22 protein-coding genes are annotated in these 26,116 nt (G+C 62.7%); 8 read left to right on the top strand and 14 right to left on the bottom strand.

Annotation, left to right across the window (positions count from 1 at the left end):
- Window positions 1-129: 129 nt before the first annotated feature.
- Genes NKJ32_RS23935 through NKJ32_RS23915 form a run of 5 tightly spaced genes read left to right on the top strand, consistent with a single transcriptional unit; the run spans window position 130 to window position 5,560 of the window.
- Complete coding sequence (locus tag NKJ32_RS23935) at window positions 130-2,022, top strand: SurA N-terminal domain-containing protein (RefSeq protein ID WP_352829072.1); 1,893 nt, start codon at window positions 130-132, stop codon at window positions 2,020-2,022.
- Complete coding sequence (gene trpD / locus NKJ32_RS23930; RefSeq protein WP_352646134.1) at window positions 2,019-3,029, top strand: anthranilate phosphoribosyltransferase; 1,011 nt, start codon at window positions 2,019-2,021, stop codon at window positions 3,027-3,029. Before NKJ32_RS23935 ends, trpD begins: the two co-directional genes overlap by 4 nt.
- A gap of 4 nt (window positions 3,030-3,033) precedes the next feature.
- Window positions 3,034-3,846: an indole-3-glycerol phosphate synthase TrpC gene (gene trpC / locus NKJ32_RS23925; protein WP_352829070.1), complete on the top strand. Its 813-nt coding sequence runs from the start codon at window positions 3,034-3,036 to the stop codon at window positions 3,844-3,846.
- 2 nt (window positions 3,847-3,848) lie between these two features.
- Window positions 3,849-4,355 carry a cyclic pyranopterin monophosphate synthase MoaC gene (gene moaC / locus NKJ32_RS23920; protein WP_352448833.1) on the top strand — a complete coding sequence of 169 codons (507 nt, stop codon included), beginning with the start codon at window positions 3,849-3,851 and terminating at the stop codon, window positions 4,353-4,355.
- Window positions 4,355-5,560, top strand: a complete 1,206-nt coding sequence (locus NKJ32_RS23915; RefSeq protein WP_352568686.1) for a molybdopterin molybdotransferase MoeA — start codon at window positions 4,355-4,357, stop codon at window positions 5,558-5,560. Before moaC ends, NKJ32_RS23915 begins: the two co-directional genes overlap by 1 nt.
- A gap of 7 nt (window positions 5,561-5,567) precedes the next feature.
- On the opposite strand, the gene NKJ32_RS23910 is transcribed toward NKJ32_RS23915, so the two are convergent.
- Entirely contained in the window at window positions 5,568-6,398 is an 831-nt protein-coding gene (locus NKJ32_RS23910; RefSeq protein ID WP_352568687.1) for a hormone-sensitive lipase, read from the bottom strand.
- Window positions 6,399-6,494: 96 nt separating this feature from the next.
- The gene (kynU, locus tag NKJ32_RS23905; RefSeq protein WP_352568688.1) at window positions 6,495-7,742 is read right to left on the bottom strand and encodes a kynureninase; all 1,248 of its coding nucleotides are present in this window, start codon (window positions 7,740-7,742) and stop codon (window positions 6,495-6,497) included.
- Between the two features lie 447 nt (window positions 7,743-8,189).
- On the opposite strand from kynU, the gene lexA reads away from it, so the two are divergent.
- Window positions 8,190-8,924: a transcriptional repressor LexA gene (gene lexA, locus NKJ32_RS23900; RefSeq protein ID WP_023674949.1), complete on the top strand. Its 735-nt coding sequence runs from the start codon at window positions 8,190-8,192 to the stop codon at window positions 8,922-8,924.
- Here the strand turns inward: lexA and NKJ32_RS23895 are convergent.
- Window positions 8,918-11,383 carry a ComEC/Rec2 family competence protein gene (locus NKJ32_RS23895; RefSeq protein ID WP_352646139.1) on the bottom strand — a complete coding sequence of 822 codons (2,466 nt, stop codon included), beginning with the start codon at window positions 11,381-11,383 and terminating at the stop codon, window positions 8,918-8,920. The two genes, lexA and NKJ32_RS23895, sit on opposite strands and share 7 nt — an antisense overlap.
- 96 nt (window positions 11,384-11,479) lie before the next feature.
- Between NKJ32_RS23895 and gltX the strand changes: the two genes are divergently transcribed.
- Both gltX and gltA read left to right on the top strand, forming a co-directional pair.
- Window positions 11,480-12,901: a glutamate--tRNA ligase gene (gene gltX, locus NKJ32_RS23890; protein ID WP_352568690.1), complete on the top strand. Its 1,422-nt coding sequence runs from the start codon at window positions 11,480-11,482 to the stop codon at window positions 12,899-12,901.
- 179 nt (window positions 12,902-13,080) lie between these two features.
- Window positions 13,081-14,409, top strand: a complete 1,329-nt coding sequence (gene gltA, locus NKJ32_RS23885; protein ID WP_352568691.1) for a citrate synthase — start codon at window positions 13,081-13,083, stop codon at window positions 14,407-14,409.
- A gap of 120 nt (window positions 14,410-14,529) precedes the next feature.
- Here the strand turns inward: gltA and lpxB are convergent, their stop codons facing one another.
- The 11 genes from lpxB to pyrH form a co-directional block, all read right to left on the bottom strand.
- Window positions 14,530-15,696 carry a lipid-A-disaccharide synthase gene (lpxB, locus tag NKJ32_RS23880; protein WP_352829067.1) on the bottom strand — a complete coding sequence of 389 codons (1,167 nt, stop codon included), beginning with the start codon at window positions 15,694-15,696 and terminating at the stop codon, window positions 14,530-14,532.
- Window positions 15,686-16,585 carry an LpxI family protein gene (locus NKJ32_RS23875; protein ID WP_352568694.1) on the bottom strand — a complete coding sequence of 300 codons (900 nt, stop codon included), beginning with the start codon at window positions 16,583-16,585 and terminating at the stop codon, window positions 15,686-15,688. The genes lpxB and NKJ32_RS23875 overlap by 11 nt, the downstream gene beginning before the upstream one ends.
- Window positions 16,586-16,591: 6 nt before the next feature.
- Window positions 16,592-17,425, bottom strand: a complete 834-nt coding sequence (lpxA, locus tag NKJ32_RS23870) for an acyl-ACP--UDP-N-acetylglucosamine O-acyltransferase (protein WP_352829065.1) — start codon at window positions 17,423-17,425, stop codon at window positions 16,592-16,594.
- A gap of 13 nt (window positions 17,426-17,438) precedes the next feature.
- On the bottom strand, window positions 17,439-17,903 hold the full coding sequence (gene fabZ, locus NKJ32_RS23865) for a 3-hydroxyacyl-ACP dehydratase FabZ (protein WP_023674942.1): 465 nt from the start codon (window positions 17,901-17,903) through the stop codon (window positions 17,439-17,441).
- Window positions 17,896-18,954, bottom strand: a complete 1,059-nt coding sequence (gene lpxD / locus NKJ32_RS23860) for a UDP-3-O-(3-hydroxymyristoyl)glucosamine N-acyltransferase (protein ID WP_352568695.1) — start codon at window positions 18,952-18,954, stop codon at window positions 17,896-17,898. Before lpxD ends, fabZ begins: the two co-directional genes overlap by 8 nt.
- Window positions 18,955-19,135: 181 nt before the next feature.
- Window positions 19,136-21,499: an outer membrane protein assembly factor BamA gene (gene bamA / locus NKJ32_RS23855; RefSeq protein WP_352568696.1), complete on the bottom strand. Its 2,364-nt coding sequence runs from the start codon at window positions 21,497-21,499 to the stop codon at window positions 19,136-19,138.
- Between the two features lie 217 nt (window positions 21,500-21,716).
- Window positions 21,717-22,859, bottom strand: a complete 1,143-nt coding sequence (rseP, locus tag NKJ32_RS23850; protein ID WP_023674938.1) for an RIP metalloprotease RseP — start codon at window positions 22,857-22,859, stop codon at window positions 21,717-21,719.
- 104 nt (window positions 22,860-22,963) lie between these two features.
- Window positions 22,964-23,797 (bottom strand): phosphatidate cytidylyltransferase, encoded by an 834-nt coding sequence (locus NKJ32_RS23845; protein ID WP_352474281.1) that lies wholly within the window; start codon window positions 23,795-23,797, stop codon window positions 22,964-22,966.
- Window positions 23,798-23,800: 3 nt separating this feature from the next.
- Window positions 23,801-24,523, bottom strand: a complete 723-nt coding sequence (locus tag NKJ32_RS23840; protein ID WP_352448819.1) for an isoprenyl transferase — start codon at window positions 24,521-24,523, stop codon at window positions 23,801-23,803.
- 32 nt (window positions 24,524-24,555) lie between these two features.
- Window positions 24,556-25,110, bottom strand: a complete 555-nt coding sequence (gene frr / locus NKJ32_RS23835; RefSeq protein WP_084640965.1) for a ribosome recycling factor — start codon at window positions 25,108-25,110, stop codon at window positions 24,556-24,558.
- Between the two features lie 91 nt (window positions 25,111-25,201).
- Entirely contained in the window at window positions 25,202-25,924 is a 723-nt protein-coding gene (gene pyrH, locus NKJ32_RS23830) for a UMP kinase (RefSeq protein ID WP_023674934.1), read from the bottom strand.
- Window positions 25,925-26,116: the final 192 nt, after the last annotated feature.

Here is a 26,116-nt window from a genome sequence, read left to right as displayed (position 1 = left end):
CCGGGCAATTTCCAGCTGGCCCTCACTATCAAAATCAGGCCACAAAGCAATCGACAGTGGGCAGGAAGGGCGCTATTGCGCTTGTTTCAGACTCGGCGCATGCGAAATGCGCAAAAATCGGAAGTACTCATGCTTGGTATGTTGAGAAGCGCGGCGGGGACCTGGGTCGCTAAACTGCTGCTGTCATTGTTGGTGTTGAGCTTCGCCGTCTGGGGCATCTCGGGGCGGCTGATGGGCGGTCTTGCCGGCCATGATGCCGTGATCACGGCCGGAGGCACCAAGGTCTCGATCAACGAATACCGCCTCGCCTACGATCGCCAGCTCAGCGTCATGTCGCAGCAATTCGGCCAGCGCATCAGCCGTGAGCAAGCGACGGCGCTCGGCATCGACAACCAGGTGCTGGCGCAACTCGTGTCGGGCGCTGTCCTCGACGAGCAGGCCCGCAAGCTCGGACTCGGCCTGTCAAAGGACCGGCTCGCCGAACTGACGCGTGAAGACCCGGCGTTCAAAGGGCCTGCCGGAAGCTTCGACAGGAGAACCTTCGAGTACCTGCTTCGGCAGATCGGCATGCGGCCGGAAGACTATTTGAAGAACCGCGCCCAGGTCGCGGTCCGCCAGCAGATCGTCGAGGCGGTTTCGGACGGCCTCAAGGCCCCGGATACATTCTTCAAGGCGGTCGCGCTCTATCGCGGCGAAGATCGCACCATCGACTACCTGACCTTGCCGAAATCGCTTGTCGAGCCGATAGAAGCGCCGTCCGACAGCGCGCTTTCGGCCTATTTCGAGGAAAACAAGAAAACCTACGCTGCGCCCGAATACCGCAAGTTCTTCTATGTCAGGCTCGAACCGGAAGACATCATGGATTTGAGCGCGGTGACCGACCAACAGGTCAGCGACGACTACAATAAGAACAAGGCGCGCTACACCACGCCGGAGATGCGCACCATCGAGCAGCTTGTGTTCAAGACACCTGATGCCGCAAAGGCGGCGCTCGATTCGCTCAGGACCGGCGCGACCTTCGACAAGATCGTCGCTGCCGAAGGCAAGACGCCGGCCGACACGCTGCTCGGCACGCTGGCCAAGGACAAGATCGCCGACAAGGCGGTCGCCGACGCTGCCTTCAAGCTCAATGTCAATGAGGTCAGCCCGGTCGTACAAGGCGCATTTGGTCCCGTTCTGCTGCGCGTCACCGAGATCAAGCCGGAAGTGGTGAAGCCGCTGGCCGAAGTATCCGAGCAGATCCGCAAGGACCTGGCACTGGGCGAGGCAAGCCGCATCTTGCTGGACGTGCACGACAATTACGAGGATATGCGCGCCTCGGGCAGTTCGCTCGCCGAGGCAGCCGCCAAATTGAAGCTGAAGGTCGTCACCATCGATGCCATCGATCGCACCGGCCAACGGCCGGATGGAAGCATCGTCAAAGACCTGCCGGAATCGCCGGCACTCATCAAGGCGGTGTTCGAATCCGAACCCGGAACCGACAATGAAGGCCTCACCACCGCCGATAACGGCTTCGTCTTCTACGACGTGAGCGCGATCACGCCTGCCCGCGACCGCACATTGGACGAAGTCCGCCAGAAGGTCGTGGCCGATTGGACCGCGGCGGAGACCACCAAACGGCTCACCGCAAAAGCACAGGAGCTCGAGAAGCGTCTCAAGGCTGGCGCCGCGCTCGAGGTGATCGCCGGTGAGCTCAAACTCGAAAAGCAGACCAAGCGCGGCGTCAAGCGCGATGCGGACGACGTCGATTTCGGCAAGGAAGGCGCCGCCGCGATGTTCGGCGTCGGCGAAGGCGGCACCGGGCTGATCCCCTCGCCTACGGGCGACGGACAGATCCTGTTCAAGGTTGCCGAGGTGTTCGAGCCTGCCGGGGCCGATGCCAGCTCAGTACCCGAGGACGCACAGAAGTCCTTCACCTCCGGCATGTCCGACGACCTGCTCGACCAGTTGGTGGCGCAGTTGCAGACGCAATATGACGTCCGCATCGATCAGACGGCCGTAACCCAAGCCCTGGCCAGATGAGCGCGCTGAAGATCCACATCGCCAAGGTCGCCGCCGGCAGCGCTCTTTCCTTCGAGGAGGCGCGCGAGGCCTTCGACATCATCATGTCCGGCGATGCTACCCCCGGCCAGATCGGCGGCTTCTTGATGGCATTGCGCGTGCGCGGTGAGACCGTCAGCGAGATCGCCGGCGCCGTTGCCACCATGCGCGCCAAGATGCTGCGTGTCGAAGCCCCCGAGGGCGCCATCGACATTGTCGGCACCGGCGGCGACAATTCGCACAGCGTTAACATTTCGACCGCATCCGCTTTCGTCATCGCCGGCAGCGGCGTGCCCGTCGCCAAGCACGGCAATCGCGGACTGTCCTCGCTGACCGGCGCCGCCGATGTGCTGATCGCATTGGGCGTCAAGATCGACATCCCTCCGGAGACGATCGGCCGCTGCATCCACGAGGCCGGCGTTGGCTTCATGTTCGCGCCGGCGCATCACCCGGCGATGAAGCATGTCGGCCCGACCCGGGTCGAGCTCGGAACCCGCACCATCTTCAACCTGCTGGGCCCGCTTTCCAATCCGGCGAGTGTCAGACGGCAGATGGTCGGCGTGTTCCTGCCCGAATGGATCATGCCGGTGGCAGAAACGTTGAAGGAACTTGGTGCCGACCATGCCTGGATCGTCCATGGCGACGGCTATGACGAGATCACCACCACCGGCGAGACACTTGTCGCCGAACTGGCCGGCGGCGAGATCCGCAGCTTTACGCTGACCCCGGAAGCAGTCGGGCTGACGCGTCACACCAAGGACGAGTTGCGCGGCGGCGACGCCGCCCACAACGCCCAGGCACTGCGCGACATGCTGGCCGGCGCAGCCGGCGCCTTTCGCGATACGGTGCTGATGAATGCCGGCGCCGGGCTGGTGGTGGCCGGCAAAGCGACGACCCTCGCCGACGGCATGGTAACGGCGGCGCAGGCCATCGACAGCGGCCGCTCGCTGAAAGTGCTCGACAGGCTGATCGAGATTTCGAACGGTTAAAACCATGTCCGACATCCTGCGCAAGATCGAGGCTTACAAGCGCGACGAGATCGCGGCGGCCAAGGCGCGCGTGTCATTGGCCGAGATCAAGGCACGGGCGACGGATGCCGACGCGCCGCGCGGCTTTCTTTCCGCCCTTGAAGCAAAGCGCAAATCCGGCAGGTTCGCGCTGATTGCCGAAATCAAGAAGGCTAGCCCATCCAAAGGCCTGATCCGCGCCGATTTCGATCCGCCGACGCTGGCCAGGGCCTATGCGAAGGGCGGTGCCGCCTGCCTTTCGGTGCTGACCGACGCACCCTCCTTCCAAGGCGCGCCCGAATTCCTCACCACTGCGCGCGCTGTCGTCGAGCTGCCTGCATTGCGCAAGGATTTCCTGTTCGACCCCTATCAGGTCTACGAGGCCAGGGCATGGGGCGCCGATGCCATCCTGATCATCATGGCCAGCGTCGACGACGCGTTGGCAAGAGAACTCGAAGCGACAGCGTTCGGGCTCGGCATGGACGCGCTGGTCGAAGTGCATGACGAGGCTGAAATGGAACGCGCGCTGCAGCTGTCGTCGCGGCTGATCGGAATCAACAACCGCAATCTCCGGACCTTCGAAACCAGCCTACAGACCTCGGAGCGGCTGGTAGCGATGGTGCAGGCCGACCGCCATCTGGTCAGCGAGAGCGGTATCTTTTCGCACGACGATTGCCGCCGGCTGGAGCAGAGCGGCATTGCGACTTTCCTGGTCGGCGAGAGCCTGATGCACCAGCAGGACGTGGCCGCGGCAACGCGCCTGCTGTTGACGGGCAAGGCGCCGGCAGAGGCCGTTTGAGGATGGCGGCCGCCCTCACTCATCTTGGCGCGCAGGGCGAAGCCAACATGGTCGATGTCGGCGACAAGGCTGAGACGGTGCGCACGGCAGTCGCAGAAGGTTTTGTCGCGATGCGGCCCGAGACGCTGGACATGATCCTCGCCGGCGACGCCAAGAAGGGCGACGTGCTGGGCACAGCGCGAATTGCCGGCATCATGGCGGCCAAGAAGACGCATGAACTGATCCCGCTTTGCCATCCGCTGCTGCTGACCAGGATATCTGTCGATATCGAGGCGGACGCCGCGCTGCCCGGCCTGAAGGTGACAGCATTGACCCGCGTCACCGGCAAGACCGGCGTTGAGATGGAGGCTCTGAGTGCCGTCTCGGTCGCTTGCCTGACCATCTACGACATGGCCAAGGCGGTCGACCGCGCCATGGTCATCTCCGGCATCAGGCTGGTTGAAAAGACCGGCGGCAAATCCGGCGACTACAAGATCACCGGAGACGGGGCCACCGAGGCAGGCCGATAATGGCGCTGGTCCCAGTTGCCGAGGCGCTCGAGCGCCTGCTGGACGGCGCAGCAGCGCTGCCGGGCGAACGCGTCGCACTGCTGGATGCCGCCGACCGCGTGCTGGTGGAGCCGGTTGTGGCGCTCCGCACCCAGCCGCCGTTCAACGCCTCCGCCATGGACGGCTATGCCGTGCGGGCGGCCGATATCGCGTCCGTACCGGCAAGGCTTTCGGTGGTCGGCATGGCGCCGGCCGGACGCGGCTTTGCCGGAACGGTGCAGCAGCGGCAGGCCGTGCGCATCTTTACCGGCGCGCCGCTTCCCGAAGGCGCCGACACTATCGTCATCCAGGAGAACGTCCGCGATCTCGGTGGCGGCAGCGTCGAAGTGACGGAACCGACGGTGCAGGGGCGCAACATCCGCCGCCTCGGGCTCGATTTCGCCAAGAGCGATGTCCTGCTGCCCAAAGGCCGCCTGCTCGACCCGGCGGCCTTGTCGCTGGCGGCATCGGCCAATCACCCCGAGGTGCGCGTGGTCAAACGGCCGCTGGTCGCCATCATCGCCACCGGCGACGAATTGCTGCCGCCGGGCAGCGATGTTGGCCCCGACCAGATCATCTCCTCCAACGCCTATGGTGTCGCCGCTGCCGCACAGTCGGTCGGTGCGCGCGCGCTCGACCTTGGCATCGCGCCGGACCGCAGGGAGGCGATCGCTGCGCTGGTTGAAAAGGCCGTGAAGGCTGGCGCGAACGTCATCGTCACGCTGGGCGGTGCCTCGGTCGGTGACCACGACTTCGTCCATGACGTGCTGACCGGGCAAGGCATGACGCTCGATTTCTGGAAGATCGCCATGCGGCCGGGCAAGCCACTGATGTTCGGGCGGCTGGGAGACATTCGCTGCATCGGCCTGCCCGGCAATCCGGTGGCAAGCCTGGTCTGCACTCAGCTCTTCCTGAAGCCGCTGCTGGCGCGGCTCGGTGGCCGCGCCTTTCAGCAGGATATACGTCGGGCACGGCTCGGTGCTGCCATGCCGGCCAACGATCTCAGGCAAGATTATGTGCGGGCTGTTGTCATAGATGACACCGGTACGCTCGTGGCGACGCCGTTCGGCATCCAGGACTCCTCGATGCTGAAAATGCTGGCCGATGCCAACGGGCTGATCGTTCGCGCGCCGTTCGCTCCTGCCGCGGCGGCGGGCTCCCCCTGCGACGTACTGATGCTACGCTGAACCTGCCTCACTCCGAAATCAAGGTCCGGGTCAGCGGATGGTCTGGATCGGCCAAACCGTCGATGATGTTGAAATGATGCCGGTCAGGCTCGACCACCGAGCTGGTCGCGGTACCCAGGCCGATCCAGATGTTGGCCAGCAACGCGCTCTGACGCAGGAATTCGGCGCGCTCGCCGCCGCCGGCCCAGCAGGTCAGGCGGGCCTTGTCCATCGGGCGCAGCAGCACCGGACTTTCGGCCTGCGCCTCGGCCTCATCGATCGCCAGCGTCTCGTTCATGCCGGTGCGCATGATCGGGCGCAAATCGTGCACCCCCGAGATCGACACCACGTGACGAACGCGCCGGACCACTTCGGGCGCCAGCGGCGTCGTCGCCGTAACCATCCGGCTAACAAGATGGCCGCCGGCCGAGTGTCCGGTCAGCATCAGCGGCCCTGGAACCATCGCCGCCGCCTTGCCGATCGCCGCGCCGACTTCCTTGACGATGCCGCCAATGCGTATCTGCGGACAGAGCGTGTAGGACGGCATCGCCACCGCATAGCCGCGATCAACAGGGCCAGTGGCAAGATGCGACCAGAAACTCTTGTCGAATGCCATCCAGTAGCCGCCATGAACGAACACCACGAGTCCCTTGGGCTTGATGGCCGGCAGGAAAAGATCGAGCCGGTTGCGTGGGTTGTCGCCATAGGCCATGTCGAGCCGCGCCCTGCCCTCGGTCGAAAGCACGTCGCGGAAAACCCGCGCGGGCTCGATCCAGGCCGCCGGCCAGCGATCGCTGCCGGCTATGTTGGCGCCGTTGGCATAGGCGTTGTCCCAATCGGCAATGTGACGTTCGAACACCCTGCGCCCTCCCTGGCAATATAGCCTTGCAACGTAGCCGTGAGCATCGCGCGGCGCGTCGTCGCCAGCCTCACGATTCCAGCTCTCGCATCAATCTCAAGTGACAGCCGCCTTGATGGCGAAGCGCGCTTCCTTCCACGCACCGGTGCGCAGGATGTCCTCAAGCACTTCGACGGCCTGCCAGACATCGGCATAGCCGACATAGAGCGGGGTGAAGCCGAAGCGCATGGTCGATGGCGCGCGAAAATCGCCGATCACGCCACGTTCGATCAGCGCGCGCATGACCTGGTAGCCATGCTCATGCATGAATGAAATCTGGCTGCCGCGTTTTTCCCCATCGCGCGTGCTTTCGAGCGTGAGCCCGTAAGTGCCGCACTTTGCCTCGACAAGCTCGATGAACAGATCCGCCAGTGCGATGCTCTTCTTGCGCACCGCCGTCATGTCGACATCGTTCCAGATGTCGAGCGCGCCCTTCAGCGTGCGCATCGACAGGACCGGCTGCGTGCCGCACAGAAACCGGCGGATGCCGGTGCCGGCCGCATAGCCTGGCTCGAAGGCGAAGGGCCGTGCATGGCCCCACCAGCCGGTGAGCGGCTGCTGGATGTCGGAAAGATGCCGCTCAGCCGCATAGATGAAGGCAGGCGCGCCCGGGCCGCCATTCAGATATTTGTAGGTGCAGCCAACGGCAAAATCGGCGTTTGCCTTGTCGAGTTCGACTGGCATCGCGCCGGCGGTGTGGCAGAGATCCCAGACGATCATCGCCCCGGCTTCCTGAGCCCTGCGCGTCAGCGCCGGCATGTCGCGCAGTTCGCCCGACTTATAGTTGACGTGGTTGACCAGCACCACGGCGGTGCGTTCGTCGATCAGCTCTTCGATGGTCGGCGCGTCGACCCCCGAGAGGCGCAGCAGCGTATCTTTTCGCGTCGAAACCACACCCTCGGCCATGTAGAGGTCCGTCGGAAAACTATCGCCCTCGGCGACGATGACCTGCCGCTCCGGTCGCATGGCCATGGCGGCGTGCAGCAGCTTGTAGATGTTGACCGATGTCGTGTCGCAGACCACCGTCTGGCCGGCCGCGGCACCGATCAGGCGCCCGAGCTGGTCGCCAAGTTCAAGCGGCATGTTGAACCAGCCGGCCGTGTTCCATGCGCGGATGAGATCATGCGACCATTCTTCGGTCGCGGCCTTGTGCAGTTCATCGAAAGCGGCACGTGAAGCAGCTCCTAGCGAATTGCCGTCGAGATAGATCACTCCTTGCGGCAACACAAAGCGGTCGCGCATCGCGCGCAACGGATCCGCGGCATCCATCGCCTTTATGGCCACGAGATCGGGAATTCCTGTCATGATTTGTCTGCTCCCCCAAGATCCAACGCAACGCCGGACACGCATCGACTGTTCTTCCATTACCTGGTTGCGCGCAGCAAGGCTCCACCGGCGAGAAGCAGCCTGACCAGGCGGTGGAAACCGGGACTTAACCCGAGGTTGGCGTTTTGAATTCGTTTCGTTCACGGTGCATTGACCAAACCGCACAGTCGATACGGGTTCAATTCCGTGCCTTTTGCCGACCGACGGCCGATGCCAGTGCCGCCTTCTAGGAGGCCAGAAGGGCGCAAACGAAAGCAGAATCAAGGCGATGAGGCTCGCGGCGGTGAAAATGCGGTACGCCGGTAGGGGACGTCGTTTGTTTCCCGAGCCTTAACGCATTCATTAAACTTTAAACAGTTGCGGAACACAACTGGAACAGATAGTGTTTGTTCTGGGTTTGTTTTTCTGATTCTGTTGGGGGTCGCTATGCTGACACGCAAACAACACGAACTGCTTATGTTCATCCACGAAAGGTTGAAGGAAAGCGGTATCCCGCCTTCATTCGACGAGATGAAGGAAGCGCTCGATCTGGCTTCCAAATCCGGAATCCACCGGCTGATTACGGCGCTGGAGGAGCGCGGCTTCATTCGCCGTTTGCCCAACCGGGCCCGTGCGCTGGAGGTGCTACGCCTGCCTGACTCGATCGCCCCCGGCCTCAATGCGGCACGCAAGTTCTCGCCGAGTGTCATCCAGGGCAGCCTTGGGCAAGGCGCCCCTCGGCAGGGCAAGCCGACATCGTCGCGTGTCCCTGCAGCCGGCAATGACGACGATGTCGTCGCCGCCGTTTCGATCCCGGTAATGGGCCGCATCGCGGCCGGTGTGCCGATCGATGCCATCCAGCACCAGACGCATTCGATTTCGGTGCCGCCGGATATGATCATGGGCGGCGAGCATTATGCGCTCGAGGTCAAAGGCGATTCGATGATCGAGGCTGGCATTTTCGACGGCGACACGGTGATCATCCGCAATGCCGATACGGCGAGCCCCGGTGAGATCGTGGTGGCACTGGTCGACGAGGAGGAAGCGACGCTGAAGCGGTTCCGCCGCAAGGGCGCCTCGATCGCCCTGGAAGCCGCCAATCCGGCCTACGAGACGCGCATCTTCGGACCAGACAGGGTCAAGGTGCAGGGCAAGCTCGTCGGACTGATCCGCCGCTACTGAGCTCCGCCCTTGGCGCCGGCTTTGGGGTTGTCGGCCCTGCGGTATGGCGGCAGGCCCCGTGCCGCGCGTGAAAATTTCCGCTGCACGTGCCAGGGCCGGTATGATTTTTCGACGGCGAAGCGGATCTCGGCGCGTGTTGCCGCTTGTGGATCGAAATAGACGGCGGCACTTCCCGCGCGCGCCAGTTGCCGTTTGGTGACGACGAGGACCAGCCGGTCGTAGTAGCAGGGGTTATGGGCGGTGGCGTCGTCGATGACGATCAAGCTGGCAAAGGCGCAGGCTGGCCGCGCAGTATCGCGGTCCTTGGCTTGCGCGATGATCGCGCCGGATGGATGCATGGCAAGGCAGAGGCCGTCCGTGCAAATGAACGGCATGCCCGGCGGTAGGTCGGCCGGATCGGCAATGTCGAATTGCGGGTCGTTCTTTCCAGGCGTTTCCGGCGCGACGATGGCCTCTGATGTGAGCGCGCGTTTCCAGTTGTCGATGGTGAACTCATTCGGGCGTGCCCGGTTGACCGCGAGTTCACCGCTGCCGATCGGCAGCGCGACCAGCCGCGCGTCCTCCGAGACCAATACGTCGGGTATGCGTGTCTGCGTTGTCGTCAGCAAGCCGGCGAGCGCAAAAGGAAGTGCCGCCAGCCGCAACCAGGTCGTCGCCATGCTGGCAATGACGAGGGCGATCGTCACCAGAAGGACGGATCTCAGCGAAATCAGCCCGACCGCATCGATCGGCGAGCGCTCCGAGATCCACCCGGACAGGGCGATCATCGCCGTCAGCCCCTTGCCCATGACATAGAGGAAAGGGCCATCCGCACCGAACGGCATCGCCAGCGCGCTGAGAACGGCGAAGGGCATGACGACCAGTGAGACGATGGGCATGATGGCCAGATTGGCGAACAGGCTGAGCGGCGCCACGCGCTGGAAATGCCATATGGCGAAAAGCGCCGTGGCGCTCCCTGCAATGATCGAGGTCATCGCCAGACCGCACATGCCCAACAGGACCTTTCGAGTGGCAAAGCGTAGCGGCGACCGCCGCGGTGGCGGCGTGGTGGCCCTGCCGGCGCGGTAATCGGACCAGCCTGCATAGGCGCCGACAAGGGCCGCCGTCGCGGCGAAGGACATCTGGAAACTCGGACCGACCACCTCGTGCGGCGACACCAGGATGACCGCGATGGCCGAGATCGCCAGGTTGCGCATGGTGAGCGCGGCCCGGTCGAACAGCACGGCGATAAGCATCACCGCCAGCATGATGAAGCTGCGTTCGGCCGCAACGACAATGCCGGAAAAGACGAGGTAGGCCGCAATCGAAAAAAGCGCGGCGGCCGCGGCATATTTCTTGACCGGCCGTCGCGATGAGAAATCGGGAAACAGCGCAAAGGCACCCCGCAGCAGCGCCATGATGGTGCCGGCGACCAACGCCATATGCAGCCCCGAGATGGAGATGATGTGGTAGATGCCGGTGCGCCGCATCGCTTCGTTGATCTCCTCGGGAATGCCGGCGCGCACGCCGACGATCAGCGCAGCAGCAATCTCGCCCTCGGCACCGCCGATGCGGCTGCGGATATGGTCGGCGATCGATTCGCGCGCGTCTTCGATCGCGGAAGAAAGCTGCGCGGCAAGCGGCATGCTGCCCGACGACACGACTTTCGGATTGCCGAGAAAAAAGCCGCTGCCGCCGATACCGGCGAAATAGCTGTCGAAGGAGAAATCATAGCTGTCGGGCCGCACCGGGCCGGTCGGCGGCAGCAGCCGCACATAGCCGGTGATCTCGGAACCGGCGGTCAGCTCAGCCGGTATCTTCATCGCCGAAACGCGGACCCGTTCCGGCATGTAGCGCAGTGTCGGCCTGGCCGTTGAGATCACATCGATTGTCAGCCTGATGCGGCCGCTCGCCATGGGCTCGTACGATACGACGCGACCCGTCAGCCGCGTCGAGATTTCGGAGCCGAGCATATGCGTTCCGACACGCCATGTCTCGAACTTGGCGGCAAGTACGCCAAGCGCGCAGAGCAGCGCCACCATGAAGCACAGGCGCGTCCTGGGCCATGACCGCGAGACGACGGCACAAAGGGCCGCGAGGAGCGCGATTGCGATCGGCTGTGGAAAGGCCGGCTCCACCGACAGCCCGAAATATACGACCACCCCGCATGCGAGGAACACCGGCACCAGCAGGAAGGCGATGCCGCGGTCGAGTTCCAGGCCGGCTGCCGAGGTTACGCTGTTGCGGATACGGGACGGTGACGGGAGGCGGAAACGCCTAGGCAGGCGTACGATGGGCTCGCCCGCGGGCACGAGAACCGTTGCTGGGTCGCTGGCCGGCAGCGACGGAGCATCGAAGCGCGGAGCGGGTAGCAATGCCGGTGCCGGCAGGACAGGCGGGGGTGCGGCAAACAGCAAGCGTTCGCTGACGCCGCTGCCAACGTCCTCGCCCTCGCCCGCACCACGGCCTCGCACAGCCATCGGGTCTGCCCCTTGCGCCCTCGACCTCCTATGCTACATGAACGCGCAACGCGCGAAAGTCCGCAAACCCACTTCCTTCGCCCGCCTGAGAGTTCCATGCCCGATAAGGTCGTCACCCGTTTTGCCCCCTCGCCCACCGGCTATCTGCACATTGGCGGCGCGCGCACGGCGCTGTTCAACTGGCTGTATGCCAAGCACACAGGCGGCACGATGCTGCTGCGCATCGAGGACACCGACCGCGAGCGCTCCACCGATGCGGCAAGCGCGGCCATTCTCGACGGGCTTTCCTGGCTTGGCCTGACATGGGACGGCGAGCCGGTGTCGCAGTTCGAGCGTGCGCCGCGCCATCGCGAGGTGGCCGAGGAACTCGTTCGTATGGGCAAGGCCTATTATTGTTATGCGACGCCTGCCGAGCTAGAGGCAATGCGCGAGAGCGCACGGGCCAAGGGGCTGCCTCCCCGCTATGATGGACGCTGGCGCGACCGCGACCCGTCGGAGGCGCCGCCCGGCGCCAAGGGGGCGATCCGCATCAAGGCGCCGACAGACGGCGAGACGGTGGTGCATGACCGCGTCCAGGGCGACGTGCGCTTTCCCAACAAGGATCTCGACGATTTCATTATTCTGCGCTCGGACGGCAATCCCACCTACATGCATGCCGTCGTCGTCGACGATCACGACATGGGCATCACCCACATCATCCGCGGCGACGATCATTTGACCAACGCCGCACGCCAGACCGTAATCTATCAGGCCATGGGCTGGGAGGTGCCGTCGATGTCGCATATCCCGCTGATCCACGGTGCCGACGGCGCCAAGCTGTCGAAGCGGCACGGTGCGCTTGGCGTCGAAGCCTATCGCGCCATGGGCTACCTGCCGGAGGCGCTGCTCAACTATCTGGCGAGGCTTGGCTGGAGCCACGGCGACGATGAGATCATGTCGATCGCCGACATGATTGCATGGTTCGACATTGGCGACGTCAACAAGGGCGCCGCCCGTTTCGACTTCGCCAAGCTCGAGGCGCTTAACGGCGTGCATATGCGCCGGATGAACGACGCGGCGCTGCTCGACATCTTCATCGCCACTCTGCCCTATCTTGAAGGCGGCCCGGCAATCGCGGCGCGCCTCGACGACAGACGCAGGGCGCAACTGCTTGCCGCTTTGCCGGGCCTGAAGGAGCGCGCCAAGACGCTGGTCGAACTTGTTGAAGGGGCTGCATTCCTTTTCGTCGAGCGGCCGCTGCCGGTCGACGAGAAGGCGGCGGCGCTGCTCAGCGGTGAGGCGCGCGCGATCCTGCGGGGCGCTCATGCGGCACTAGCCACGGTTTCGGAGTGGTCTGCCGCCTCAGCCGAAGCCGCGATCCGCGACTATGCGCAGGCCGCCAGCCATAAACTCGGCGCCGTGGCCCAACCTTTGCGCGCCGCGCTCACCGGCAAAAGTACCTCGCCAGGTGTCTTCGATGTGCTGGCCGTGCTTGGCCGCGAGGAAAGCCTGGCGCGGATCGCTGATCAAATCGATTAGCAAACTGGCCCAAGAAGATTGGCATTGAAAGGTGTGTTTCGCAGTGCAACATTGGGTCTTGGCCTAATCTGCCGCGCAGATTTAATTGCGGGCGCAAATGTGCGTATTCCGATGTTTTTGACGTGTTGGGTTCAGATATTTTGCCTTTGCCGGCCTGAGGAAACAAAAAGGAGTTTGCTATGACCGAACCTGCGACAAAAATGGAATTTGGCGGCAAAACCCAGGCATCGACGGCCAAACTGGAACTCGGCGGCAAAATCCATGAATTCAAGATACGAAGTGGTTCGGTAGGACCTGACGTCATCGACATCGGTTCGCTCTACAACACCGCCGGCGTCTTTACCTACGATCCCGGTTTTACGTCGACGGCGAGCTGCGAATCGGAAATCACCTTCATCGATGGCGATGCCGGCATTCTTTTGCACCGCGGCTACCCGATCGACCAATTGGCCGAGCACGGCGACTTCCTCGAAGTCTGCTATCTCTTGCTCTATGGTGAACTCCCGACCAAGGCGCAGAAGGACGATTTCGACTACCGGGTGACGCGCCACACCATGGTGCATGAGCAGATGTCGCGCTTTTTCACCGGCTTCCGCCGTGATGCGCATCCGATGGCGGTGATGTGCGGCGTGGTCGGCGCGCTGTCGGCCTTCTATCACGATTCCACCGATATCTCGGACCCCTATCAACGCATGGTCGCGTCAATGCGGCTGATCGCCAAGATGCCGACGATCGCGGCGATGGCCTATAAATACCACATCGGCCAGCCATTCATTTACCCGAAGAACGAGCTGAATTTCGCAGCCAATTTCCTGCATATGTGCTTCGCCGTGCCTTGCGAGGAATACAAGATCAATCCGGTGCTGGCCCGCGCGATGGAGCGCATCTTCATCCTGCACGCCGATCACGAACAGAACGCCTCGACTTCGACCGTCCGCCTGGCCGGCTCGTCGGGCGCCAATCCTTTTGCCTGTATCGCTGCCGGCATCGCCTGCCTGTGGGGTCCCGCACATGGCGGCGCCAACGAGGCAGCCCTGAACATGCTGGGCGAGATCGGTCATGTCGATCACATCCCGGAATTCATTGCGCGCGCCAAGGATAAGAACGATCCGTTCCGATTGATGGGATTTGGCCACCGCGTTTACAAGAATTACGATCCGCGCGCCAAGATCATGCAGAAGACCGCGCACGAGGTCCTGGGCGAGCTCGGCATCAAGGACGATCCACTGCTCGACATCGCCATGGAGCTGGAAAGGATCGCACTGACCGATTCCTATTTCATCGAGAAGAAGCTCTATCCGAACGTCGATTTCTATTCCGGCATCACGCTGAAGGCGCTGGGCTTTCCCACCACCATGTTCACCGTGCTGTTCGCGGTCGCCCGCACCGTCGGCTGGATCGCGCAGTGGAAGGAGATGATCGAGGACCCGCACCAGAAGATCGGTCGCCCGCGCCAGCTCTATACCGGCGCGCCGGAACGGGACTACGTGCCAATCGCGAAGCGGTGAAGGTGGTGAATGGTGAATGGTGAATGGTGAATGGTGAATGGTGAATGGTGAATGGGAGTAGCGAAGCGTCGCTCCCTGTCCATAGAAACCACTATTCACAATTCACTATTCACAATTCACTCACTTCCTCACCATCCCCATCACCACACCCGCGGCTATCTCGCCTGACGGCTCGTCGGTTGCCATACGCCTGGCGATTTCGGCAAAACCGTCCTTCTGCCAGGTGCGGTAGGCGGTATCGGAGAACAGCGCTTCCAACTGCCGCGCCAGATAATGCGGCCGCACATATTGATTGTAGTGTTCCGGCACAACCGGCCGGTCGGCAATGAGATTGGGCAAGGCTGCGCTCCATACTTTGATCAGCGGCTGCGCCATGCGCATGACCGGATCGAGCCGGTAGCAGGAGATCATCGGCACACTCGCCAGTGCCAGTTCCAGCGATACTGTCCCCGATGCGATCAGCGCCGCATCGGCCTTGCCGAAGGCCTGCCATTTGCGTTCGGCATCGAGTATGATCTCCGGCTTCTCGTCCCAGCTCGCGACCGAGGTCCTGACCAGGTCGGCGACGTGCGGCACCGTCGGCAACAGCAGGCGCAAGCGGTGCCCGCGCGCCCGCAGGATCGACACCGTCTCGCCGAACGGCCCGACCATGCGTCGCACCTCACCACGACGCGAACCAGGCAGTACAAGCAACGTTTTGACGTGATCTGCGGACAGGTCACGCGGCTGCGCCTGCGCCCTGGCGGCACTGATTATGCCCGGATCGTGTGCAAGGCGATGCCCGACATAGGTGCCGGGCGGCCCGCCCAGGCGAGCGAGTTCCTTCACCTCGAACGGCAGGATGCAAAGAATGTGATCGACATATGGCTTCATCGCCGCCGCCCTGCCCGGCCGCCACGCCCACACGCTCGGGCAGACATAGTGGACGATCGGGATAGTCGGATCGGCGGCACGCACCTTCTTGGCGACGCGCAGCGAGAAATCCGGACTGTCGATGGTGATAAGGCAATCGGGCTTTTCACCGGCAATCGCGTTTGACGTCTGGCCGATCCGCCGCATCAGGCGCGGCAGGTCGCGCAGGATGGCGCTAAGCCCCATCAGTGCGATCTCGCTGCCGTCGAACAATGGCGCCAGGCCGAGCGCCTGCAAATGGCGGCCGCCGATGCCGACAAGCCGAACTTCGCGCCCGGTCATGCGCTTGAGCGCCTGCACAAGGTCGGCGCCAAGTAGGTCGCCGGACTCCTCGCCGGCGACGACGGCTATCTTCAACGGCCGCTCATTCGCCATGCGCCGGCTCCGCAGGCAGGCCAATCACGAACAGGCCGAGCGCATTGGCACGTCCGATGGTGGCGGGACCTTCGAGCACCAGCGAGCGACCGGCTTCGACGGCAATGCCGGCCAGTCCGGCGGCATGCGCCGCCTCGACGGTCAGCGGGCCGATGGAGGGCAGATCGGCACGCAGTTCCTGACCGGGCTTGGCGCATTTGACCAGAACACCGCGGCTCCCGCCGGCCAGCCTGCCGTGCCCGCGCAACTCCCTTGTCCGCTCGAGCAGCCCGTCGGTGCCTTCGACGCCTTCCAACGCAATGGCGCGGCCGCCGACCGCAACAGCCGCTTGGCCGATATCCAGCGCGCCGATGGCTTTTGCCGCCGCGTGCGCCGCCTCGATGTCGCGCCAGTCGGATCTGCGTGGCGCCGCCTTGGTCAGCAGGCCTTCGGCGGCGACCAGCTCCGGCACGATCTCGTCAGCGCCGACGACCTTGATGCCGCTGCGCTCGATCCTGCGCACGAACAGTTTCAGAACCGTATCGTCCCCCCGGGTTACACCGACGAAGAGGCTGGGTAGCCACGCGAGCAGGCCCAAATTGAGGCGCATGGCGCTCAGCCTGGGGCGGCGCGTGATATGACCCGCGGTTACGAGATGCGTAACGTGATGCCGCTTAAGGATCGGCAGCAGCGACCCGACGTCTTCCAGCCTCAAGGTTGCCTGCTCATAGGGCTCGAAATCGGCTATGCGATCGACCTCGCCGGCCGCCATCACGACGAAGGGCAATTTGCCTTGCCGGGCGAGCGCTCGGGCAATTTCGACCGGGAGACTGCCGCCGCCGGCGATGATGCCGACCTTGGCATCTGGCGCGAGATCAAGGCCCTTTCCGGCAGCCTCAATCTTCGTCATCTGCCCTCAGTCTTCATCATCGGTATCGTCGCCGTCGCTACCCTTGAGCGACGGCACGGCGTAGTGCCGCTTGCCGCGACCGGCGATGAAGTCGACGATCTTCATGGCAGTCGGCGACGAGGCGAATTCCGCCTTGGCGAATTCGATGTTCTCGCCGACGGTCCGGGAGCGATCGAAGATCGTCTTGTAGGCTTTGCGCAGCAAGTGGATCTCCGAACGCGGCAGGCCGGCGCGCTTCAGGCCAATGATGTTGAGGCCGCGAAGGCTGGCACGGTTGCCAACGGCGATGGCGTAAGGAATGACGTCGCCGACGATCGCCGAGCAACCGCCGAGAAAGGCGTTATCGCCGATGCGGACAAACTGATGAACCGCGGTAAGGCCGCCGATGTAGACATTGTCACCGACTTCGCAATGCCCGCCTAACGTCGCTTGATTGGCGAAGGTGGCGTTCTTGCCGACCACGCAGTCATGGGCAATATGGGCATAGGCAAGGAAATTGCCGTTGTCGCCGATCGTCGTCTCGCCGCGGCTGGAATCGGTGCCGACATGCATGGTGACACCTTCGCGGATCGTGCAGTTCTCGCCGATCACTAGCGTGGTACGGCCGCCCTTGTGCTTGGTGTTCTGCGGCGCCCCGCCCAGTATCGCCATCGGATAGACCTTGGTCGATGCACCGATGGTGGTCGCGCCAATCACCGAGACATGGCTGACCAGTTCGACGCGGTCGCCGATCACGGCGTCGGGGCCGACGTGACAGAAGGGCCCGATGCGGGCGCCTTCGCCGATTTGGGCGCCTGCCTCGATGACCGACGATGGATGGATGACTGTCTGGATTTTCATTAGCATTCGTTTGTCAGCCGCTTGCGACCATCATCGCCGAGATCTCGGCTTCCGCCGCCTTGGCGCCATCGACGAGGGCCTCGCAAGCGAATTTGAGAAGATTGCCGCGTTTCTTGATTTTCTTCACATGAATTTTCAGCTGGTCGCCTGGAACGACCGGCTTGCGGAACTTGGCATTGTCGATGGTCAGGAAATAAACCAGCGACGGCTTTTCCGTACCAAGGCTGCGGATGCAGATGGCGCCGGCCGTCTGCGCCATCGCCTCGATGATCAGCACGCCGGGCATGACCGGCTGGTCGGGGAAATGACCTTGGAAATGCGGCTCGTTTATGGTGACGTTCTTGATGCCGATGGCGGATTCGTCGCCATCTATGTCGACAATACGGTCGATCATCAAGAACGGATAGCGGTGCGGCAGGAGCTTCATCAGCCGCATTATGTCAACCGCTTCGAGCGTCGCCGCTGCGATGTCAGCCATTTCCCCCCTCACCCTGTTTGCGCGTCCGTGCAAGTCTGCGCAAGGCCGCTATCTCGCGCATGGCTTCCGCCATCGGCTGCGCCGGATATCCTCCCCAAATCTCACCGGCAGGCACATTGCTCATAAACCCGCTTCTTGCCGCAAGCTTGGCCCCGGACCCGATGGTCAAATGATCCGCAAGGCCGACACCGCCACCCATGGTGACGTTGTCGCCTACCGTCACGGAACCGGAAATACCCGAAAGCCCGGCTATTATGCAATTGCGGCCGATGCGAACGTTGTGCGCGATCTGCACCAGATTGTCGATCTTGGTGCCCTGGCCGATGATCGTGTCGGACATGGCGCCGCGATCGACGGTCGTATTCGACCCGATCTCGACGTCGTCCTGGATGATGACGCGGCCAATCTGCGGAACCCGCTCCGGACCCTTGGAGCCGGCCACGAAACCGAAGCCATCCTGGCCGATCCTGGCACCGCCATGGATGATGACGCGATTGCCAATCAACGCATATTGCACGCTGGCACCTGGACCGACATAGCCGTCGCGGCCAATCTGCGAGGACGGACCGACGACCGCATGCGGGGCAATGACGGTCCCGCTGCCGATGGCAGCGCGAGGTCCGATGATCGCACCCGCTTCGATGATCGCACCGGCCTCGACATGGGCGGTCGCATCGATATGGGCGTGCGGCGAGATACCGGTTTCGCCGGTCATCGGTCCAGGCGTTGCAGCCGCCGGAAAAAGCAGACGCCCGACCATTGCGAAGGCCTGCTGCGGGCGCGGATGCACCAGCACCGCGATGCCCGCCGGCGCCTTGCCGGCAAATTCGGCAGGGCAGAGAACCGCCGCCGCCCGCAGTGACTGCATCAGGGCGAAATTGCGCCTGCCATCGACGAAGACAAGGGCGTTCTCGCCGCCTTCGTTGGCGGGTGCCAGAGCCTCGATCGATACATCGGAGAGACCGGAATCAACAAGCGTCGAACCGGTCAGATTCGCGACTTCGCCGGCCGTATACCGGCGTGAGGGCGCGAAGAACACCGGATCGGTCATTCCAGAAGCAATATCCAGCTAGCGCATGACCCCGAAAATCGGAAATCGACCCTCGGAAAGGATCATGCGCAAATCAAAGTGCTACAACGTCCTTTGCGCGTCCGATAGGACGCGCTGCGCTGTAGTGTCGGATCACTGCCATCCGGATCCAAACGAGCCGGAAGCATCATTGCCCGCTACATCAGAAGCGGGTCGATATGCCGAAGTTGAATTCCTGCACGTCGTCGGTCTTTTCTTTCTTGACCGGGATCGCATAGTCGATGCGGATCGGGCCGAAAGGCGATGCCCACATCAAACCGACACCGACGGAAGCGCGCCATTCCATGCCGGTTGTCGAAGAATTGACAAGGCCACTTGCGATTTTGCTGCCGTAGAGCGTTGCCGCATCGGCGAACACAGCGCCACGCAAACCGAAGCTTTCGGGGATGACCGGCAGCGGGAACTGAGCTTCCGCCGAGGCATTGAAGTAGGTAGTGCCGCCGAGATGGTCATTGCTGTTGTCCGAAGCAACCGGGCCGATGCCGCCATATTCGAAACCGCGGATCATACGGTCGCTGCTCTGGAAATGGTCGAAGACGCGCAGATCGCCGTTGCCATATCCCTGGACATGGCCAGCGCCGCCCGAAACGAGGCCCACCAGGTCCAATTGTTCGGACAACGTCTGATAAATGCTGCCGCGCGCCGTGACCTTGATGAACTTGGCATCGCCGCCGACGCCGGCCACTTCGGTGCCGACATTGGCATAAATACCGTCATGCGGGTTCTTCATGTCGTCGATGGTATTGTAGATCAGGCCGAGGCTGACCGAGGACTTGAGCCATGGGCTCTCTTCAACGCCGTTTACGATCGCCTGGGAGACGTCGCAGGTGCCACCATTGATAACGGGAACGCAGCCCTCGTCGAACTCGTACTTCTCTTGCGCAATATTATAAGCCAGCTGCGTTGAGATGTTGTCGGTGATCGGCAGACCGAAGCGGACGGTCGCGCCTGTCGTGTCGCTGTCGTAATGGTCGTAGTTTCGGCTCTGCTTGTAGATGTCGAAGCCGGCCGCGATCCGGCGGCCGAGGAAATAGGGTTCGGTGAAAGAGAAGCTGTAGTCGCGCGAGTTCTTGCCACCGCCCGCCGCCACCTTGATGAATTGGCCGCGACCGAGGAAGTTGCGCTCACTGACGGAACCTTCGACGGACGGACCTGACGTTTCACCGCCGCTCGAATAACCGGCGCCGACCGTGAACTCACCGGTCGATTTCTCGACCACATCGACCACCAGCACAACCTGGTCCGGCTCAGAACCCGGAACGGTGGAAATTTCGACTTTTTCAAAATAATCGAGCGCTTCCAGCCGCCTCTTCGCGCGCTGGATGAGCACCTGATTGAAAGCATCGCCTTCGCTGACATCGAACTCGCGGCGAATGACGTAGTCGCGCGTCCGATCGTTGCCGCGAATCTCGATGCGCTCGATATAGGCCTTGGTCCCCTGATCGACCGTATAGACGACCGAGATCGTGTGGTTCTCGAAGTTGCGGTCGCCGCGCGGCGTCACCTGGGCGAAGGCATAGCCGGATCCAGCGACCTTTTCGGTCAAGGCGATGATCGTGTCCTCGACGTTCTTGGCGTTGTAGACATCGCCCTTGTGGGTCTCGACCACCGATTCAAGCGACTTGGCGTCGACCTCGGGGATCGTGCTTTCGACGCTGACATCCCCGAACGTATAACGCTCGCCCTCCTGCACCGTGATGGTGACGGTGTATTTGTTGGTTGTGTCGTCGAGTTCGCCGACAGCCGAGACGACCTGGAAGTCGGCATAGCCGTGATTATAATAGAAGCGGCGCAGCAGCTCCTGGTCGGCGCGCAGCTTGTCCTCGTCATAAACATCGTCGCGCAGCACGAACGACAGGAAGGACGAACGCTTGGTGGAGATGATGTCCGACAGACGGCGGCTCGAATAGGCGCTGTTGCCGACGAAATTGATCGCTGCGATCTGGGTGCGGCCGCCTTCGTTGATGTTGAAGACCACGTTTACCCGGTTGTCGCCGAGATCCATGATCTGGGTGGTCACGGCGGCATCGTCGCGGCCGATACGCCGGTATGCGGCCTTGACCGCCTCGACATCGGCATCGAGCTGCTGTTGCGAGAAGGTGCCGCGCGGCTTCAATTGCACCGCGGCCTCAAGCGCGTTGTCCTTGAGCTTCTTGTTGCCCTGGAACAGCACCTGGTTGACGACCTGGTATTCGGACACCTTGATGACCAGCGTCGATCCGACCTGGTTGATCTGCACATCCGAAAACAGCCCAGTGCCAAACAGCGCCTTGACCGCATCGTCGATATCCGAACTGGAAAACGCCTTGCCGGGCTTGATCGCCACGTAATTGCGGATGGTGTCCGCGTCGACACGCTGATTGCCGGTGACTTCGACTCTGGAGACGACAGCCGCCTCGGCGGCCGATGTGGCAACGAACTGCACTGCGAGCGCGCCTGGTACAACCAGAGCGGCGGACATAGCCACCGCGGACGCGGCGCTCAGAAACTTGGATGCTGCCTTCATCGGGCTTTTGTACCTTTTCTCGAAGTCCCCACGGCGAGAAAACCGGACGTGCGGTAATTTCCCCTACCGTATTAACCGGATTTTCCCTACACGCAAGGCTTCTGGTTAATTTGTATTTACTTAACCCTGAGGCGTGGCTTTCGCGTCACGCATATCCCCACGCATGGTAAACGGCGTCTCAACATTGCTCGTGCCGAAGCCAAATTCCTTCATGATTTCAGCACCCAAACAGATCGTTCCAGAAAACAAAGCCCATGAACCCGAGCACCAATATGAGGCCGCTTCGGTAAGCCATTTCCATCATGCGTTCGGACACCGGCCGCCGGATGACAGCCTCCACGCCGTAGAACAGAAGATGCCCTCCGTCGAGGGGGGGAATCGGCAAAAGGTTGAGAATCCCTATCCCGACTGACAGGAATGCAACAAGCTGCACGAGCCATTCAAAGCCGAGCTTTGCCGCCTGACCCGACATCTTGGCGATCTTGATGGGGCCGCCCAGCTGGCACTTGTCCTCGCGACCGACAACGAAACGTTGCAGGAACTGGCCGGTACGCTGGATGACGTGTCCGGTTTCCTGGACCGCTGCCCCGACCGCCCCGGCCGGACTATAGGTGATCAGCCGTGGCTGGCCGAGTTCCTTGTTGTTGACGACGCCGATCACGGCCACCTGGACCTTGTTGCCCAGTGCGTCTTGTTGTTCCATCAAGCGCGGCGTCGCCGTGACGGTGATTTCCTTGCCGGCGCGTAACATGACGAAGGTGATGCTGTCGCCGGCGCGGCCAGAGACCAGACGCTGGACGTCGGCAAAGGTCTCGACCTTGCTGCCGTCGACGCTGACGAATCGGTCGCCGGGCATGATGCCGGCCGCGGCGGCCGGACTGCCGACGGTGACCTCAGCCACCATCGGCTCCAGCACGGGCCGGCCATGGACGGAAAACAGCACGGCAAAGACGGCGATCGTCAGCAGGAAGTTGAACAGCGGCCCCGCCACGACGGTCGCCGCCCGCTTCCAGATCGGCTGCGTGTGGAAGGCAACCTTGCGTTCTTCGTCGCTCAGCGCCTCGATCTCCTCCGAGCTGGGCTGGCTCGACGTCGCGTTCATGTCGCCGACGAACTTGACGTAGCCGCCGAGCGGTATGGCGCAAAGCTTCCAGCGCGTGCCGCGGCTATCGTTGAAGCCGATGATCTCTGGGCCGAAACCGATCGAAAAGGCTTTTGCGCCGATACCGCACCAACGCCCGACGAGGTAATGGCCCATTTCGTGGACAAAAACGACCACGGTCAGCACGAACAGGAAAGGCACCAGCGTGCCGAGGACAAAGCCCTCTGTGCTGAAAACCGCGTGAAAAATCTCGTTCAATTCATGCCCTCAAATTCATCCACGGCACAGATCACGCCGCGACTGTGACATCAATCCAGGCGAATCCATGACGCAGCCCCGCGCCGGCCCACCGACGATGCCGTTCAAACCGGAAACAGCCCCTGTGCCGGATGGTCGGCGGTCGCGGAAATCCAGCCGATGACGTATAGGGCGAAAGCCGCCGCGACAAGCCCATCTACCCGATCCATGATGCCGCCATGGCCGGGTATCAGCGTGCCGGAATCTTTACGGCCGTGGCGTCGCTTGACCCATGATTCGAACAGGTCGCCGGCCTGCGCGACAATCGAAAGCACCAGTGCGACCACGCCAAGCACGACGAGGTTGCCCGTTCCGGCTACGGCGGCCAGAAGCAGCCCGGCCACGACGCCGCCGACCACCCCACCGAGCGCCCCGCTCCGCGTCTTGCCCGGCGAGATCGACGGCGCCAGCCTTGGACCACCGATGGAGCGGCCGACGAAATAGGCAAAGATATCGGTCGCCCAAACCACGGCGAATAGGAACAGAATGGCCAGCAGCCCTGAATGGTCGCCGTCACGCAAGAAGGCCAGCGACAAGCCGGACACGGCCGCATAGGCAAGGCCGGATGCTTCCCACGGTCCTGCCCTGCGCATGGAAGAAGCGACGGCAGTGACAGCAACCAGAGCCGCGACGAGCGGCAGCAGCAAAGACGCAGGCAGGCCGGCGACGAGGGCACCAATAAAGACCACGATCAGCGCCTCGGGCAGAAAGCCGAGACCTGCCGTAGCACCAGCACCTGCCGGGGCAACGGGGCGGCTCATCCGCGTCCACTCGTAGAAGATCACCGCCGCCATGGCGGCGCAAAGCAACCGGAAGGACAGTCCGCCGAGCCAGGTCAGGGCAAGCGTGACGATGGCAAGCACGACGGCCGAAATGACCCGGAGTTGGAGGTTGCTCATTCCTCAGCCTGAGGCGACATCTTGGGCGGCAAGTCCGCCGAAGCGGCGCTCGCGGCCGGCGAAATCGCGCAGTGCATCGGACAGGTGCTCGCGACTGAAGTCGGGCCAGTAGCAAGGCAGGAAAACGAGTTCGCTATAGGCGGCCTGCCATAACAGGAAGTTGGACAGCCGAAGCTCGCCGCTGGTGCGGATGACCAGTTCCGGGTCCGGAATGCCCTCTGTATCGAGCGAGCTGGCAAAGGAATCGGCCGTGATCGCCTCGCTCTCGATCTCACCGCGCGCCACCGCCGCTGCGAGCTTGCGCGCGGTGCGCACGATCTCGTCGCGCCCGCCGTAATTGAAGGCAATGACCAGTGTCAGCGCCTCGTTGCCGAGAGTGAGCGTTTCGGCTTCCTCGAGCAGCCCCCTTATGTCGGGCTGCAGCCCTGCCCTGTCACCGATGACCCTGATCCGCACCCCACTCTGGTGCAGCTCGGCGAGGTCACGTCGGATGAAAAGCTTAAGCAGGCCCATGAGGTCGCTGACTTCGGATTTCGGCCGTGACCAGTTTTCCGACGAAAAAGCGTAGACGGTCAGGAAGGAGATGCCGAGGCCGGGGGCGGCGCGCACTGTCTTGCGCAGCGCCTCGACGCCGGCGCGGTGACCGGCCAGCCGCGGCAAGCCGCGCGCCTTGGCCCAGCGTCCGTTTCCGTCCATGATGATCGCGACATGCGCGGGCGTTGCCATATTCTCGCTTCCGGGCCAGGCGTGGCCAGACCCTAGACCTGCATGATTTCCGCTTCCTTGTCGGAAAGCAGGTGGTCGATGGTGCTGATTGTCTCGTCGGTCAGTTTCTGAACCTGGTCGGCCCGTTTGCGGTGGTCGTCCTCACTGATGTCGCCGTCCTTTTCCGCCTTTTTCAGAAAGTCCATGCCGTCCCGGCGAACGTGGCGTGCGGCGACGCGGGCATTCTCGGCATAACCGTGCGAGATCTTGACCAGCTCCTTGCGGCGCTGTTCGTTGAGCTCGGGCAGCGGAATCCTGAGATTGGTACCGTCGACGATAGGATTGAAGCCGAGATTGGCTTCACGGATGGCGCGGTCGACTGCGCTGACCATCGACTTGTCCCAGACCGAAACCGAAATCATGCGCGGTTCCGGCACCGACACTGTTGCCACCTGGTTGATCGGCATGGTGGTGCCATAGGCCTGCACCTGGACGGCATCGAGCAGGTTGCTCGACGCGCGGCCGGTGCGCAGCGAAGCCAGATCATGCTTGAACGCGGCGATCGCCCCGTCCATGCGCCGTTTGAGATCGTCGTACTCGCCACTCATCATCGTCTCCTCGACCCGTTAACCCGGGTTCACTGCTTAGGCCCTGTTCGAGCCTCATCCGCAACCGGTCCCTTTCGGGTTCATGGTCCGGTCAATCGTCTGCGACAACCGTGCAACGGCCACCGCCCCTCAGGATATCGCCGAAGCCACCCTTCTCGTGGATCGAATAGACGATTATCGGAATGTTGTTTTCGCGCGCAAGTGCAATCGCCGCCGTATCCATGATCGAAAGCCCGCGTTTGATGACTTCGTCATGGCTGATCCGCTCGAAACGTGTCGCATGCGGGTCCTTCTTGGGATCAGCCGAATAGACACCATCGACCTGGGTGCCCTTGAACAGAGCATCGGCGCCGATCTCGGCGGCGCGAAGGGCTGCAGCCGAATCGGTGGTGAAGAACGGATTGCCGGTGCCGCCGGCGAAGATGACGACCTTGCCCTGGTTCATGTAGGCGGTCGCCTGACGCTGCGAAAAACTTTCGCAAAGCTCGGGCATGGCGATCGCCGACAGCACCACGGCGTCGACGCCGATCTTGTTGAGCGAGGTGCGCAGCGCCAGCGAATTGATAACCGTGGCAAGCATGCCCATATGGTCGCCGGTGACGCGGTCTCCGCCTTTTGACGCAACCGCGACGCCACGGAAGATGTTGCCGCCGCCTATGACGACACCGACTTCGATGCCCAATGCGCGGGCCTCGGCGATGTCGGCGGCGATGCGGTCGACCACCGATACGTCGATGCCGAAATGCTGCTCGCCCATCAACGCTTCGCCCGACGCTTTCAGCAAGACACGTCGGTAGAGGGGCTTCACCGTCATCTGGTCCTCGTCATCGTGCGTGTGACGCGTTTCGGTGCGCCCCGAAACACTGGGCGTTCCGATACACGAAGGGGGGCCCGCAGGAGCCCACGGGCCCCCCCCCCCTAAATTTTAAAATGAAACCGACTAGAGACCAAAAAAACACCACCCAAAAACAAAACAGAACCACATACACCAAAAAAGAAAAAGGTG

The sequence above is a fragment of the Mesorhizobium sp. M0159 genome, assembly GCF_040322295.1.
Classification (GTDB): domain Bacteria; phylum Pseudomonadota; class Alphaproteobacteria; order Rhizobiales; family Rhizobiaceae; genus Mesorhizobium.
Note: the sequence above shows the minus strand (reverse complement) of the source record. Positions and strands in the feature narration are given on the sequence as shown.

What these genes read in the sequence shown, in the direction of transcription:
- kynU (WP_352568688.1), bottom strand. Translation starts at nt 7,742, where the DNA reads ATGACAGGAATTCCCGATCTCGTGGCCATAAAGGCGATGGATGCCGCG.
- gltA (WP_352568691.1), top strand. Translation starts at nt 13,081, where the DNA reads ATGACCGAACCTGCGACAAAAATGGAATTTGGCGGCAAAACCCAGGCA.
- NKJ32_RS23935 (WP_352829072.1), top strand. Translation starts at nt 130, where the DNA reads ATGCTTGGTATGTTGAGAAGCGCGGCGGGGACCTGGGTCGCTAAACTG.
- lpxA (WP_352829065.1), bottom strand. Translation starts at nt 17,425, where the DNA reads ATGAAAATCCAGACAGTCATCCATCCATCGTCGGTCATCGAGGCAGGC.
- gltX (WP_352568690.1), top strand. Translation starts at nt 11,480, where the DNA reads ATGCCCGATAAGGTCGTCACCCGTTTTGCCCCCTCGCCCACCGGCTAT.
- lpxD (WP_352568695.1), bottom strand. Translation starts at nt 18,954, where the DNA reads ATGACCGATCCGGTGTTCTTCGCGCCCTCACGCCGGTATACGGCCGGC.
- frr (WP_084640965.1), bottom strand. Translation starts at nt 25,110, where the DNA reads ATGAGTGGCGAGTACGACGATCTCAAACGGCGCATGGACGGGGCGATC.
- NKJ32_RS23840 (WP_352448819.1), bottom strand. Translation starts at nt 24,523, where the DNA reads ATGGCAACGCCCGCGCATGTCGCGATCATCATGGACGGAAACGGACGC.
- trpC (WP_352829070.1), top strand. Translation starts at nt 3,034, where the DNA reads ATGTCCGACATCCTGCGCAAGATCGAGGCTTACAAGCGCGACGAGATC.
- NKJ32_RS23875 (WP_352568694.1), bottom strand. Translation starts at nt 16,585, where the DNA reads ATGACGAAGATTGAGGCTGCCGGAAAGGGCCTTGATCTCGCGCCAGAT.
- NKJ32_RS23845 (WP_352474281.1), bottom strand. Translation starts at nt 23,797, where the DNA reads ATGAGCAACCTCCAACTCCGGGTCATTTCGGCCGTCGTGCTTGCCATC.
- NKJ32_RS23915 (WP_352568686.1), top strand. Translation starts at nt 4,355, where the DNA reads ATGGCGCTGGTCCCAGTTGCCGAGGCGCTCGAGCGCCTGCTGGACGGC.
- pyrH (WP_023674934.1), bottom strand. Translation starts at nt 25,924, where the DNA reads ATGACGGTGAAGCCCCTCTACCGACGTGTCTTGCTGAAAGCGTCGGGC.
- lexA (WP_023674949.1), top strand. Translation starts at nt 8,190, where the DNA reads ATGCTGACACGCAAACAACACGAACTGCTTATGTTCATCCACGAAAGG.
- moaC (WP_352448833.1), top strand. Translation starts at nt 3,849, where the DNA reads ATGGCGGCCGCCCTCACTCATCTTGGCGCGCAGGGCGAAGCCAACATG.
- bamA (WP_352568696.1), bottom strand. Translation starts at nt 21,499, where the DNA reads ATGAAGGCAGCATCCAAGTTTCTGAGCGCCGCGTCCGCGGTGGCTATG.
- lpxB (WP_352829067.1), bottom strand. Translation starts at nt 15,696, where the DNA reads ATGGCGAATGAGCGGCCGTTGAAGATAGCCGTCGTCGCCGGCGAGGAG.
- NKJ32_RS23895 (WP_352646139.1), bottom strand. Translation starts at nt 11,383, where the DNA reads ATGGCTGTGCGAGGCCGTGGTGCGGGCGAGGGCGAGGACGTTGGCAGC.
- fabZ (WP_023674942.1), bottom strand. Translation starts at nt 17,903, where the DNA reads ATGGCTGACATCGCAGCGGCGACGCTCGAAGCGGTTGACATAATGCGG.
- trpD (WP_352646134.1), top strand. Translation starts at nt 2,019, where the DNA reads ATGAGCGCGCTGAAGATCCACATCGCCAAGGTCGCCGCCGGCAGCGCT.